An 11,962-nucleotide genomic window follows, 5' to 3' on the forward strand; every position below is an offset into this window, starting at 1 on the left:
CACGGCACGCCCCGATGACGGGCGCGCCAATGAAGAGGCCGGATGCCAGCCCGCAGGCGGCATCCGGCCCTGAACGGTGGATCAGCGCTTGTCGCGCTCCGCCACGTCGATCACACGGCCTTTTTCCGGCTCGGACTGCGCCTGCTTGGGCTCCTCGTCGCCCCGCACGCCTTCCTTGAAACCGCGTACGGCCGAGCCGAGATCCTTGCCGATGTTGCCAAGCTTCTTGGTGCCGAAGACCAGCACGATGATAAGCAGCACGATCAGCCAGTGCCAGATGCTGAGGGAACCCATGAAAACGTACTCCGCGATGTATCAGTGAGTGGAAAGTTCGACGATGTTGGGGGACAGCGGCGCGCCGCCGATTACGTGCAGATGCAGGTGGAAGAAGGTCTGGCCACCACCTGCACCGGTATTGATGATGGTGCGAAAGCCTTCGGTGAGGCCCAGCTCCGCCGCCAGCCTGGGCGCCAGCAGCAGCATCCGGCCCAGCACCGTCTGGTGGCTTTCATCGGTATGCGCCAGCGAATCGACGTGTCGCTTGGGAATGATGAGGAAATGCACCGGCGCCACCGGGTGGATATCGTGGAAGGCGAATACGTCGTCGTCCTCGTAAACCTTGTTGGCCGGGATCTCGCCCGCCGCCAGCTTGCAGAAGATGCAGTCCGTCATGCCTCAGTGTCCTTTGCGTGCCGCTTTTTCATCGATGCCGGAAATCCCTTCGCGCCGCGCCAGCTCGGCCAGTACGTCCTCGTGGCTGAGCCCTTCGTGTGCCAGCAGCACCAGCGTGTGGAACCACAGGTCCGCCACTTCGCGCACGATGTGCAGCTTGTCGCCATCCTTGGCGGCCATGATGACCTCCACGGATTCCTCCCCCACTTTCTTCAGGATGGCCTCCTGGCCCTTGTGGAAGAGCTTGGCGACGTAGGAAACGTTCGGGTCGGCGTCCCGCCGGCTGACAAGCGTGGCGGAAAGACGTTCGAGGATGTCGGCAGAAACCATGGCAGATGCCCCCAGGCGCGCAATCAAAACGCAATTATATTGCCGTTTCGTTGCAAGCACGTGGCAAAGGGCCAGATCGTGCGCGCGGCCGGGTGGCGGGGACGGTCATGCCTTGGGCCAGCCCCTTTGCCAATGGCGCGTTTCAGGGCGAATCGACCCAGGGCGTGTCGTCGCTTGTATCACGACACGCCTAAACCTTGTAGATGTCGTCCGGGTTCTTGAGTACCGGGTCCACCGTGGCCCAGCCGTCTTGTTCCAGCACGCGGAAAAAGCAGCTCTGCCGGCCGGTGTGGCAAGCGATGCCACCCTGCTGGTCGATCAGGTAGATCAGCACGTCGCCGTCGCAATCGAGCCGGATTTCGTGCACGTCCTGGAAATGCCCGCTTTCCTCGCCCTTGTGCCACAGGCGGCCACGGCTACGGGTGTAGTAGTGCGCAGTGCGCTTTTCCGCCGTGAGCGCCACGGCCTCGCGATTGGCGTAGGCAAACATCAGCACCCGGCCGGTGGCGCGATCCTGTGCAATCACCGGCACCAGGCCTTTATCGTCCCATTTGATTTCGTCGAGCCAGGCGCTCATCGGTACTCCATGTTCCGGCGCGGCGAACAAAACCCGACATCATCCCGGCAAGGCGGAACGCAGGCAGCTCCTGCACAGGCCAGCACCCGTGCACGCTGCCGAAAAGGGTTTGTCGGCCGCTTATTTGAGATCCAGCAGGGTCGGGGTGTAATCCGGGCTGGGCAGGTAATAGCTGACCACCTGGGCGCTGGCGCCGGGCGCCAGTTCCGTTACCGCGCCTTCCACCTTGGCCGGCGCAACGCGGCGATCCTGATCGTCCAGCACGTCGAAGCCGCCGGCCAGCCTGATCGGCTTGGTGCCTTCGTTCTTCAGCGTCAGGAACAACGTCAGTTCGTTCTTGATCCCGTGGCGCATATTGTCCACGGACACGTTCAAATCCTTGGCGGGCTTGCTTACTTCCAGTTCACAGGCCAGCACATTGGCGGCGAACAGCGTGGCGATGAGGGCGAGGGCGAGGCGCATGGTAAATCCGGTTTTTTTGGGGAAACGGCCACGATAACGCGAGCCAGTCGCATCGCCATCGGCATACGACGGCCGTGGCCGCGTGGCCTACAGGCGGACTTCGATGCCGGCCCTGCGCATTTCTTCCTTGGCCTGGCGCACGGTGTACTCGCCGAAATGGAAGATCGACGCGGCCAGTACCGCGTCGGCATGGCCCTGCAATACGCCATCGACCAGATGGCCAAGATTGCCCACGCCACCCGAGGCAATCACCGGGATATCGACCGCGTCGCTCACCGCGCGTGTCAGCGGCAGGTTGAAGCCGATGCGGGTGCCATCGCGGTCCATGCTGGTCAGCAGGATTTCGCCGGCGCCGTATTCCTGCATCTTGCGCGCCCATTCCACCGCATCCAGCCCGGTGGGCTTGCGCCCGCCGTGGGTGAAGACCTCCCAGCGGGTGTTGTCTGCGTCCACGGCCTTGGCGTCGATGGCGACCACAATGGCCTGGCTGCCGAAACGGTCGGCGGCACCCTGCACCACTTCCGGGTTGGTCACGGCGGTGGTGTTGATGCTGACCTTGTCCGCGCCGGCATTGAGCAGCCGCCGCACATCCGCCACCTGCCGCACGCCGCCGCCCACCGTAAGCGGAATGAAGACCTCGCTGGCCACGGCGTCGATCACGTGCAGGATGATGTCCCGCTCGTCCGAGCTGGCGGTGATGTCGAGAAAGGTGATTTCGTCCGCGCCCTGCGTGTCGTACTTGCGGGCGATCTCCACCGGGTCGCCCGCATCGCGCAGGCCGACGAAATTGACGCCCTTGACCACGCGGCCGGCGGTGACGTCGAGGCAGGGAATGATGCGTTTGGCGAGCGGCATGGCAAAAACCGGTGGGGTGGAAAAAACGGGGCATGGCCGCTTGCCATGCCCGTGGAAGCAAAAGGTAAAGGGCGATGCCCGGCGGATCAGGCGGCGACGAGTTCGTCGGCCAGCTCCTGCGCGGCCTTGAAGTCGATGGTGCCTGCGTAGATGGCCCGGCCGGTGATCACGCCTTCGATGCCCTCGTCGGCCACTTCCACCAGCTTGCGCACATCGTCCAGGTTGGTCAGGCCGCCCGATGCGATCACCGGGATCGTCAGCGCCTGCGCCAGCCGTACCGTGGCTTCGATGTTCACGCCGGACAGCATGCCGTCGCGGCCGATGTCGGTGTAGATCACGCTTTCCACGCCGTAGCCCTGGAAGCGTTGCGCCAGATCGACCACATCGTGGTCGGTGATCTTGCTCCAGCCATCGGTGGCGACCTTGCCATCCTTGGCGTCCAGCCCGACGATGATATGGCCGGGGAAGGCGTCGCAGGCTTCGTGCAGGAAGCCGGGCTGCTTGACGGCGGCGGTGCCGATGATGACGTAGTCGATGCCGGCGTCCAGGTACATCTCAATGGTTTCCAGGCTGCGGATGCCGCCGCCCAGTTGCACCGGCACCTCGCCATCGATGGCGGCGATGATGCGCTTCACGGCGTCCAGGTTGCGCGGCTTGCCGGCGAAGGCGCCGTTCAGGTCCACCAGGTGCATGCGACGCGCGCCCTGGCCCAGCCAGTGGCTGACGAAGCTGGCCGGATCGTCGGAGAACACCGTGGCGTCGTCCATTTCACCCTGGCGCAGGCGCACGCACTGGCCGTCCTTGAGGTCGATTGCGGGAATGATCAGCATGATTGGTACGTTTGCATGAGAATTGAATGAAGGGGTTGCACAGCGCGGCACCGGTGCGGAGGAATGATCGCTTTCAGGCGCGACCGTCCCAGTCTACGAAATTTTTCAATAACTTGAGGCCCGCCTGTGCACTCTTTTCCGGGTGGCACTGGATGGCAAAGATATTGTCGCGCGCCACAGCCGCCGCAAAACGGTACGGATAGGCGGTTTCCACCACTGCGATGTCGTCGGTCGGGGCAAAGTGATAGCTGTGTACGAAATAGAAGCGCTCGCCGTCGGGAATCCCGGCCCACAAGGGGTGGTCGCGCACGATGAACATTTCGTTCCAGCCCATGTGCGGCACTTTCAGCTTCTGGCCGTGACCGTCGATCATCAGTTCGGGCGGAAAACGCCGTACCTCGCCCTTGAACACACCCAGGCTATCGGTCGGGCCTTCTTCGCTACGCTCGAACAGCAGTTGCGCGCCGACGCAGATGCCGAAGAACGGGCGATCCTGCGACGCTTGCAGCACAACGGCCTTGAGGCCGGATTCATCCAGGTGGCGCATGCAGTCCGGCATGGCGCCCTGGCCGGGAAACACCACCTTATCGGCGGCGGCGACCACGGCCGGGTCCTGCGTCAGTTCGACCTGCGCCCGGCCTTCGGCGACCAGCTCGAACGCCTTGGTCACCGAGTGCAGATTGCCCATGCCGTAGTCGACGATGGCGATTTTTTGCATTTCAGAGCCTGTGATGACTTGGAACCTGTTGACGGGCGGTGGCGCCGGCCTGGCCGGCTGCCCCGCTCAACCGACCAGGGTGCCCTTGGTAGAAGGGGTAATGCCGGCCATGCGATCATCGAACTCACAGGCCATACGCAGCGCGCGGCCCAGCGCCTTGAAGATGGTCTCGGCCTGATGGTGGGCATTCTTGCCACGCAGGTTGTCGATATGCAGCGTGACGGCGGCATGGTTGACAAAGCCCCGGAAGAATTCGCCGAACAGGTCCACGTCGAACTGGCCGATCACCGCGCGGGTGTAGTCGCAGTGGTATTCCAGGCCGGGACGGCCGGAGAGATCGACCACCACGCGTGACAGCGCCTCGTCCAGCGGCACGTAGCTGTGGCCATAGCGACGGATACCCTTCTTGTCGCCCACGGCCTTGGCGAATGCCTGGCCCACCGCGATGCCGACATCCTCCACCGTGTGGTGCGCATCGATATGCAGGTCGCCCTTGGCGACGATGTCCAGGTCGAACAGGCCGTGGCGCGCCACCTGGTCCAGCATGTGCTCGAAGAACGGCACGCCGGTGTCGAAACGGGATTGCCCGCTACCGTCGAGGTTGAGCGTGACGGTGATCTGGGTTTCGAGCGTGTTGCGGGTAACGGTGACTTGACGCATGGGGCTTGTGCAGGAGCGGGAACAGAGTGCAATTGTCGCCCAGAACCCGCGCGGCGGAAAGCGTGCCGGCGCGCCCGAGCGCACCGGGAAGGAAGAAGGGGGAGGTGGGAAGGGTGAAAGGCCGATCCTAAGCACTGCCCGGAGGGGCTTTTGGCTTGCCGTTGCCCTTCCCTCTTCCCCCCAAAACCTACAGCGCCCCGCTTTCCTTCAAATCCAGGTAGCGATTGACCAGCGCCAGTGGCAACTGCTGTGGCGTCACGTCCATCAGCTCGCGGGCGTGGCCGTGCAGTTTGAGCAGCGCCTGACGGCGCGCTTCGACGTATTCGAGCGTGCCGCAGTGGAGCAAAGCACTGTCGAGGTCGGTGGCTGGCTGCGCCAGCACCTGGTCGAGCACCACTTCGCGCAGACTGACGCACATCACGCGATGGTGCCGCGTCAGCAGCCGCAGCGCATCGGGCAGCGCATCGCTGTCTTCGTCGCGCACATTGGTCAGCAGCACGATCAGACTACGCTTGCGTACCTGCTCGCCCAGCGCCTGCGCCGCCTGCACGTAGTCGGGATGGATTTCGCCCGGTTCCAGGTCGTACAGGCCCGCCAGCAGGCGGTCGAACGCCGCGCGGCCCTTGGTCGGCGCCAGCCAGCGTTGCGGCCCGGCGAAGGTGAACAGGCCAACGGCATCGCCCTGTTTCTGGGCCAGCCACGCCAGTACCAGCATGGCGTTGAGCGCGTGATCGAAGTGCGAGGTCTCGCCGTCCAGCGCGTGCATGCGCCGGCCGCAGTCGAGCATGAACACGATCTGCTGGTCGCGTTCTTCCTGGTACTCACGGCTGATCGGCTTTTGCTGGCGCGCGGTGGCCTTCCAGTCAATGGCACGCAGGCTGTCGCCGCGACGATATTCACGCAACTGGTGAAAATCGGTGCCTTCGCCGCGGCGGCGGCGGCGCAGCACGCCCGCCTGCGGTACGCGCCGGTCGGCAGCGGCCAGCGAGCGCTTCAGTACCGTGGTGAAATCCGGAAACACGCGCACCGCGTCGCCCTCTCCCACCCAGGCGCGGCGAGCCCACAGGCGCAGCGGTGTCTCCACGCGCAGTTCCAGCCGGCCAAAGCGATGATCGCCGCGCTCCGTGGGCAGCAGGCGATAGCCCAGTTGCAGGAACCGCCCTGCCGCAAGACGGCTGGCGGCATGCGGCAGACCCTGCATCTCCCAGCCGGTCGGGTAATGGTCGAACAGCGCCAGCCGCAAGGCGCGGCCCTGCGGGTGATGCACGGTCAGCGTCACCTCGCCCCAGCGGCCACGCGCCCACACCTTGCTGACGCGTCGCTCGCAGGTCAGTGGCGGTATCCGCCACCCCAGCGCGGCATCGATCACCGCCACAGAGACCAGCGCCAGCGGCACCAGCCACCATGGGCCGGGTGGCAGCCAGGGCTGGGCGCAGGCGGCGAGCGCCAGAGCAAGCCCCAGGTAAAGCAGGCGGCGACCGGGAACGAAGCCAGGCATCATGCGCGCGGTGCGGGAATCTGTTCCAGCAGACCGGCCAGCAGATGGTCGGCGCTCAGCCCTTCCAGCTCGGATTCGGGCGCCAGCAGCACGCGGTGGCGCAGTACCGGCAACGCGGCGCGCTTGATTTCATCCGGCGTGACGAAGTCGCGCTCGGCCAGCAGCGCCAGCGCGCGGGCCACGCGGATCAAGCCGATGGCGCCGCGCGGGCTGGCGCCCATCGAGAAGCCGGGCCAGTCGCGCGTGGCGCGCACAATGCGTACCGCGTAGTCGAGCACCTGGTCGTCCACCGTCACTTCGGCAGTAAGTTGTTGCAGCGCATTGATCGTTTCCGGGCGCAGCAGCGTGCCGACGGTGGACAGATCCAGCGCGTCGCCCACCTGGCCACCGGTCACCTGACGCACCAGCGTCACTTCGTCGGCGGCGGTCGGGTAGTCGATCAGCACCTTGACCAGAAAACGGTCGAGTTGCGCTTCGGGCAGCGGGTACGTGCCTTCCTGGTCGATCGGGTTCTGGGTGGCCAGCACCATGAATGGTGCCGGCAGCGCATGGGTGTCGCCCTCGATGGTGACCTGGCGTTCCTGCATTGCCTCCAGCAGCGCTGCCTGCGTCTTGGCCGGGGCGCGGTTGATTTCGTCGGCCAGTATCAGGTTGGCGAAGATCGGCCCGTGGCGGACGATGAAATCCTGGTTCTTCAGATCGAACAGCGCGTGGCCGGTGACATCGGCGGGCATCAGGTCGGGCGTGAACTGCACCCGCGAAAACTGGCCGGAGAAGGTCTTGGCCAGCGCGCGTACCAGCAGGGTTTTGCCCAGGCCGGGCACGCCTTCGAGCAACACGTGGCCGCCGGCCAGCAATGCGGCCAGCACGGTGTTCACCGTGTCGTCCTGGCCGACCACGGCGTGCTGCACCTGCTCGCGCACGCGGCGCACGGCCTCGACGGCCTGGGCGAAACGTTCCGGATTCATAGCTTGTTCCTCAAGATTTGTAGCGTTGCCACGCAGTCGGTGAACGCCGTCGGTTGCTTGGGCGCTTCGCGCGCCAGCGCAAGTTCGATGTCCTGTTGCGGCAGGCCGGCCAGTGCGGCCAGCCGGCCAGACAGTTCGGCGACGGGCAGATTTGCCCATTCGGGATGGCGCCGCGCCACGCGCGCCAACGTTTCGCGGCGCGCGGCGTGCAGCAGCCGGCGCTGCCCATGCTGCTTCCAGGTCCAGAAGGCGGTGGCGCGGATATGTTCCAGCAGCGCGCGCCGTCCGTTGGCCGGTTCGGCCAGCCTGGGGCCGAAGCGCGTACCTTCGCGCCACAACCACAGCAGCACCAGCGCCGCCAGCGCGCCCACTGCCAGCGGCCAGCGCGCGGCAACCTGCTGGTACCAAGGATCGGGCACGCCAGGGCGCACCAGCCATACCCGGCCCGGGTTGAGGCGGGCCAGCCGCCACAGCAGTTCGCCATGGTCGCGTTTGCCCAGGCCGGCATTGGTGAACAGCTCGTCGTTGCCGCCTACCACGATCCAGCCCTGGCCCACGCGATAACCGAACAGCCGCTCGTGCAAGTTGTCCTGCCAGGCCGGTACCACTTTGGGCGATGCCTCCAGCACGGTGTAGCCGGGCGAGAAGCGCAGCGGATGACGCGAGCCTGGCGGTTGCACGCTCAGCGGAACCGGCGTGGGCGTCGGCGTGGCGGATTCGTCGCCGGCACCATCGTCCTCGTCATCCTCGCAGCCGCAATCCTCTTCGTTCAGCGTCAGCCCCAGCGGGCCGAGGACGATGCCCTCGCGCAGTGCGGCGGTTTCATCATTGTCCCAGCCGGTCACGGCGGTGATCAGCACGCCCCCGTGCCGCACCCAATCGCGCAGGGCGCGTTGTTCGGCGACCGGCAGGCGTTCGTCCAGACGGGGCGTGTACAGGACGTCGCGCGCGCCCAGCTCGGCCACCACGCCGTGCAGCGCCGGACGGGCCTCGACGCGATGACCACGCCGCACCAGGAAACGCTCGGCGGCCAGCAGCGGGTTCTGCACGGCCTCCGCACCGGGCGGCGTCACTTGCGCGAACACGCGCTTTTTGAAGTGGGTGTAGCCATACCAGGCGAGATAACCGATGCCCCACAGCAGCAGCAGGGTAATGATCCAGCGCGCGGCCCGGCTCATGGGCGCGCTCCGTCGAAGGCCTGCCGCCATTGGCTCAGCAACGGCGACAGTTCGTCCTCGGTCGGCCAGCGGCGGGCGTAGGCGGCATTGCGCCAGATTTCGGTCACACGCACGCAGCCACGCTCGGCCGGTTCGGGCAACCTGCCCGCGCGGCGGCCGCGCTGGCAGGCGGCGATCACGTCGCCTTCGGTGGCGCCGACGAACAGCTCGATCCCGTGGTCATGCGCCAGTCGCGATACGGTGGCACGGTACAACAGCGCCAGCGCTTCGCGCCGATGGCCTTCGCGCCACTGGCGCATCACGGTGTCGGGTACATCTTCCGGCAACGTTTCGGGGCGGATGTCCATGCCGCACACCTCGGTCGGCGGCATCGCGGCGCGGCGGGGCTGAAGGTTCAGCGCGCTGGCCAGCGGGCCGCGATAGCGCCAGAGCAGCCACGCGAGAACCAGCACCAGCAGCACGATCAGCGTGACCTTGAGCGCATCCGCGCTGACGCCGCCACCGCCCTTGCCGGAGCGCAGGTACTTGCGCAGCCACTCGACCAGCCAGTTGTCGTCCTCGTCCTTGGCTTTCTCTTTCGGCACCCAGCTTTCGATGCAGGTCCAGCCGCGCAATGGCTCGCTGGACAATACGTCGTCCAGTTGCTGGCGCAGTTCGGCCTGCTCGGCATCCCTGGCCGGCCCGCGCTCAGAGCGAAGTTCGGTCACCTCGTCGGGCGGGGCGCACTCCAGTGCGTAGGCCGGTGTCGGCGTGCCCCACCACAATGCCACGCCCAGCAGCAGCGCCGCCAACGCCCCGACACCGCGCGCTGCCGGGGCGCGGCGCCTCGCGGCCAGTTGGCGCAAGGTCAGTTCGATATCCCAGCCTTCCAGTTCGGCGCGCCGGCACAGATAGAGGCCGAAGCAACCGGCGGTATAAACCGGACCGATCACGCCAGCGGTCAGCACGTAGCACAGCAGGCCGGTGCTTTCGAGCAGCGCGGAATCCTGGTAGTGCCCGGCAAGGAAGGAAAACGGGTTGGCCGATTCCGGCTGCGCCAGGATCAACCCGAGCGCGCCGTAGGCGGCGAACTGGAGCACCATTTCGAAGTGGGCGCAGGCCACGCCGAACCACGCGGCGACGCCATAGGCGCCCCGCGCGCCCAATACCTTGCGGCGTTGCGACGCGAACGCGCCGCGCGCGCCCTCCAGTTGCCAGATCGGCGCATACAGGCCGCGCCCCACCATAAAGGGACGCCACCAGGTCAGTGAACGGAACCAGCCGCCCAACTGGCGCGGCCACGCGCGCCATGCCTGCCGCACGCTCACCTGTTCACCGAAGACAGCGCGCGACAGGATGAACAGCGGCAGCCGCTCGAAGATGGGCCGCAGCCACCACAGCGCCAGCGATGCCGCCCACAACCAGCCTTGCGGCAGACATAGCCACAACAAGGCGGCCGCCAGCGCCCAGGGCCCCCACCACGCGAGGTAGGTGATGCGCCAGTGGCGGCGCAGCAAGGCGTGGCCAAGGTCGACCGCCATCCAGTGCGGTCGCGGGCGGGCGTCGATCTGTAGATGCTCAAGCCGCACGGCGCCGCCCCATCAGGCAGAAGTAGGCGATCACGATGAACCACGTCAGGCCACCGACGATGTACTTGGTCAGCGCCGGCACATCGGTGCGCGCCGACCAGAACGCTTCGACGAACGCCGCAAACAGCGTCAGCAATACCGCCCCCCCGAGCATGGGCAGGATGCGATGGCCGGCGTTGCGCAACGCGGCCATGCGCGTCATCCGCCCTGGCAACAGCAGCGCGCCGCCCAACTTGAGGCCAGCGGCGCAAGCCAGCAGCAGGCCGGTGACTTCGAAGGAGCTATGGGTGACGACGAAGGAGAGAAACGCCTCGCGTGTGGCCGGTTCGCGCGCGAGCCAGGTGCCGATCACGCCAAAATGCATGCCATTGTAAGCAGTGGACACCAGCGCCCCCAGGCCCAGCACCAAGCCACCGGCGAAGGTGCGCAGGTCGATGGAGATATTGTTCCAGACGTATACGCCGAACATCAGGATGTCGTCCTCCGGGCCCTTGCGGCCCAGGCGCTCGGCAGCCTTGCGATACATCGACTCATAGTCGGCCAGTTGTCCCGGCTCGATCACCGTGTAGGCCAGTTCAGGCCGCCAATTAACCAGCCCGATGCAGATCAGCGCGGGCAGCAGGAAAGCCACCAGCGCCAGCAGCACCACGCGCCATTCGGCGCGTACCAACCGGGGGAAATCCACGCGCAACCAGCGTACGAACACCAGTTCCTGGTTGGCGCTGCTGCGATAAAGGGTGCGGTGCGCAGCGATGGCCAGGCTGTCCAGCCGCGCCACCAGCGAGGGCGAATAGCCGCGCTGCCGTGCCACCGCCAGCGTATGGCATAGCGCGCGGTAGCGTGCCGGCAGGTCGAGCGATGGCTTTCTAGCTTTCAGCTCCTGGCCGATTTCGTCCCACAGCGCCGCGTGGCGTGCTTCGAATTGACGCTGTTTCACACGGCATCCTTGCCGGTCAGGCCGGCGACATAACCATACAGGCGTTGCAACGAGGCCTCGCCACGCAGGCCGGTCAGGGGCTGCGCCAGATCACCGAGTTCGAGTTGCCGTTGCGGCGGTACCGCGTGGATGCGCTCGACCAGATCGACCAGCGCGCGTTGCTCGTCCGGCGATAGCGCAAACGGCAGTGGTATCGGTGCGGCATCGACCGGCCTGGGCAATGGCGCTGGCGGTTCGCGATAGACCACGATGGTGCCGGCCACCAGATCGCCGATACGGCGAAAACGCGAGTCGAGCAACATCGCGCCCAGGCCGATGCCGTAGCAGAGCGGCATGAAATCGATGGCGCGCAGCACGTTGCGCAATATCGATTCGCGCCAGCCCACGGGCAGGCCATCCTCGCGTAGCACCTGCAACCCCAGCATGCGCTTGCCCGGCGTGCGGCCATCGCCCAGCACTTCGAACAGCACACCATAGGCCCATTGCAGCAGAAAGAACGCCACCAGCCCCATACCCATGCCGGCGCGGCCCATCGTCACCAGCAACGGGATATAGATCAGCGCGCCGATCAACGCCCGCAGGATCCAGTCGATCAGCCAGGCATACCCGCGCCGCGCCGGCCCGGCCGGGGTGAACACCAGGGAAACGCCTTCGGGAGTGGAGAAGTAGAGCTTGCCGTCGAGCATGGAAGCGATTCGGGCCTTGCCTC

Annotated in this window: 15 protein-coding genes; all 15 read right to left on the bottom strand. The window is 66.2% G+C overall.

Annotated elements, in window-relative coordinates; all coding sequences use genetic code 11:
* Positions 1-81: 81 nt before the first annotated feature.
* Positions 82-294, bottom strand: a complete 213-nt coding sequence (gene tatA, locus FAZ21_RS02010; RefSeq protein WP_136771597.1) for a Sec-independent protein translocase subunit TatA — start codon at positions 292-294, stop codon at positions 82-84.
* Positions 295-315: 21 nt separating this feature from the next.
* Positions 316-672, bottom strand: a complete 357-nt coding sequence (locus tag FAZ21_RS02015) for a histidine triad nucleotide-binding protein (RefSeq protein WP_136771598.1) — start codon at positions 670-672, stop codon at positions 316-318.
* 3 nt (positions 673-675) lie between these two features.
* Positions 676-1,002, bottom strand: a complete 327-nt coding sequence (locus FAZ21_RS02020; protein WP_136771599.1) for a phosphoribosyl-ATP diphosphatase — start codon at positions 1,000-1,002, stop codon at positions 676-678.
* Positions 1,003-1,192: 190 nt separating this feature from the next.
* A complete protein-coding gene (gene hisI, locus FAZ21_RS02025) occupies positions 1,193-1,579 on the bottom strand; it encodes a phosphoribosyl-AMP cyclohydrolase (protein ID WP_136771600.1) in 387 nt (128 codons plus the stop codon).
* A gap of 120 nt (positions 1,580-1,699) precedes the next feature.
* Positions 1,700-2,041 (bottom strand): DUF4232 domain-containing protein, encoded by a 342-nt coding sequence (locus tag FAZ21_RS02030; RefSeq protein WP_136771601.1) that lies wholly within the window; start codon positions 2,039-2,041, stop codon positions 1,700-1,702.
* A gap of 87 nt (positions 2,042-2,128) precedes the next feature.
* Positions 2,129-2,896 (bottom strand): imidazole glycerol phosphate synthase subunit HisF, encoded by a 768-nt coding sequence (gene hisF, locus FAZ21_RS02035; protein WP_136771602.1) that lies wholly within the window; start codon positions 2,894-2,896, stop codon positions 2,129-2,131.
* A gap of 86 nt (positions 2,897-2,982) precedes the next feature.
* Positions 2,983-3,726 (bottom strand): 1-(5-phosphoribosyl)-5-[(5-phosphoribosylamino)methylideneamino]imidazole-4-carboxamide isomerase, encoded by a 744-nt coding sequence (gene hisA / locus FAZ21_RS02040; protein WP_136771603.1) that lies wholly within the window; start codon positions 3,724-3,726, stop codon positions 2,983-2,985.
* 73 nt (positions 3,727-3,799) lie between these two features.
* Positions 3,800-4,444: an imidazole glycerol phosphate synthase subunit HisH gene (hisH, locus tag FAZ21_RS02045; RefSeq protein ID WP_136771604.1), complete on the bottom strand. Its 645-nt coding sequence runs from the start codon at positions 4,442-4,444 to the stop codon at positions 3,800-3,802.
* A 66-nt stretch (positions 4,445-4,510) separates the two neighbouring features.
* Positions 4,511-5,104, bottom strand: a complete 594-nt coding sequence (hisB, locus tag FAZ21_RS02050) for an imidazoleglycerol-phosphate dehydratase HisB (RefSeq protein WP_136771605.1) — start codon at positions 5,102-5,104, stop codon at positions 4,511-4,513.
* Between the two features lie 187 nt (positions 5,105-5,291).
* The gene (locus FAZ21_RS02055) at positions 5,292-6,605 is read right to left on the bottom strand and encodes a DUF58 domain-containing protein (RefSeq protein WP_136771606.1); all 1,314 of its coding nucleotides are present in this window, start codon (positions 6,603-6,605) and stop codon (positions 5,292-5,294) included.
* Positions 6,602-7,570: an AAA family ATPase gene (locus FAZ21_RS02060; protein WP_136771607.1), complete on the bottom strand. Its 969-nt coding sequence runs from the start codon at positions 7,568-7,570 to the stop codon at positions 6,602-6,604. The genes FAZ21_RS02055 and FAZ21_RS02060 overlap by 4 nt, the downstream gene beginning before the upstream one ends.
* Positions 7,567-8,748, bottom strand: a complete 1,182-nt coding sequence (locus FAZ21_RS02065) for a DUF4350 domain-containing protein (RefSeq protein ID WP_136771608.1) — start codon at positions 8,746-8,748, stop codon at positions 7,567-7,569. Before FAZ21_RS02065 ends, FAZ21_RS02060 begins: the two co-directional genes overlap by 4 nt.
* Positions 8,745-10,268, bottom strand: a complete 1,524-nt coding sequence (locus FAZ21_RS02070) for a hypothetical protein (RefSeq protein ID WP_136771609.1) — start codon at positions 10,266-10,268, stop codon at positions 8,745-8,747. The genes FAZ21_RS02065 and FAZ21_RS02070 overlap by 4 nt, the downstream gene beginning before the upstream one ends.
* A 37-nt stretch (positions 10,269-10,305) precedes the next feature.
* Positions 10,306-11,253, bottom strand: coding sequence for a stage II sporulation protein M (locus FAZ21_RS02075; RefSeq protein ID WP_136771610.1), 948 nt, complete (start codon positions 11,251-11,253; stop codon positions 10,306-10,308).
* Positions 11,250-11,939, bottom strand: coding sequence for an RDD family protein (locus tag FAZ21_RS02080; protein WP_136771611.1), 690 nt, complete (start codon positions 11,937-11,939; stop codon positions 11,250-11,252). Before FAZ21_RS02080 ends, FAZ21_RS02075 begins: the two co-directional genes overlap by 4 nt.
* Positions 11,940-11,962 lie beyond the last annotated feature (23 nt).

This window comes from Chitiniphilus eburneus (genome assembly GCF_005048205.1).
In the GTDB taxonomy this organism is placed as follows: Bacteria; Pseudomonadota; Gammaproteobacteria; order Burkholderiales; family Chitinibacteraceae; genus Chitiniphilus; species Chitiniphilus eburneus.

Bases quoted from the DNA above. Each gene is read 5' to 3' on its own strand.
- tatA (WP_136771597.1), bottom strand. From the start codon at position 294: ATGGGTTCCCTCAGCATCTGGCACTGGCTGATCGTGCTGCTTATCATC.
- FAZ21_RS02015 (WP_136771598.1), bottom strand. From the start codon at position 672: ATGACGGACTGCATCTTCTGCAAGCTGGCGGCGGGCGAGATCCCGGCC.
- FAZ21_RS02020 (WP_136771599.1), bottom strand. From the start codon at position 1,002: ATGGTTTCTGCCGACATCCTCGAACGTCTTTCCGCCACGCTTGTCAGC.
- hisI (WP_136771600.1), bottom strand. From the start codon at position 1,579: ATGAGCGCCTGGCTCGACGAAATCAAATGGGACGATAAAGGCCTGGTG.
- FAZ21_RS02030 (WP_136771601.1), bottom strand. From the start codon at position 2,041: ATGCGCCTCGCCCTCGCCCTCATCGCCACGCTGTTCGCCGCCAATGTG.
- hisF (WP_136771602.1), bottom strand. From the start codon at position 2,896: ATGCCGCTCGCCAAACGCATCATTCCCTGCCTCGACGTCACCGCCGGC.
- hisA (WP_136771603.1), bottom strand. From the start codon at position 3,726: ATGCTGATCATTCCCGCAATCGACCTCAAGGACGGCCAGTGCGTGCGC.
- hisH (WP_136771604.1), bottom strand. From the start codon at position 4,444: ATGCAAAAAATCGCCATCGTCGACTACGGCATGGGCAATCTGCACTCG.
- hisB (WP_136771605.1), bottom strand. From the start codon at position 5,104: ATGCGTCAAGTCACCGTTACCCGCAACACGCTCGAAACCCAGATCACC.
- FAZ21_RS02055 (WP_136771606.1), bottom strand. From the start codon at position 6,605: ATGATGCCTGGCTTCGTTCCCGGTCGCCGCCTGCTTTACCTGGGGCTT.
- FAZ21_RS02060 (WP_136771607.1), bottom strand. From the start codon at position 7,570: ATGAATCCGGAACGTTTCGCCCAGGCCGTCGAGGCCGTGCGCCGCGTG.
- FAZ21_RS02065 (WP_136771608.1), bottom strand. From the start codon at position 8,748: ATGAGCCGGGCCGCGCGCTGGATCATTACCCTGCTGCTGCTGTGGGGC.
- FAZ21_RS02070 (WP_136771609.1), bottom strand. From the start codon at position 10,268: ATGGCGGTCGACCTTGGCCACGCCTTGCTGCGCCGCCACTGGCGCATC.
- FAZ21_RS02080 (WP_136771611.1), bottom strand. From the start codon at position 11,939: ATGCTCGACGGCAAGCTCTACTTCTCCACTCCCGAAGGCGTTTCCCTG.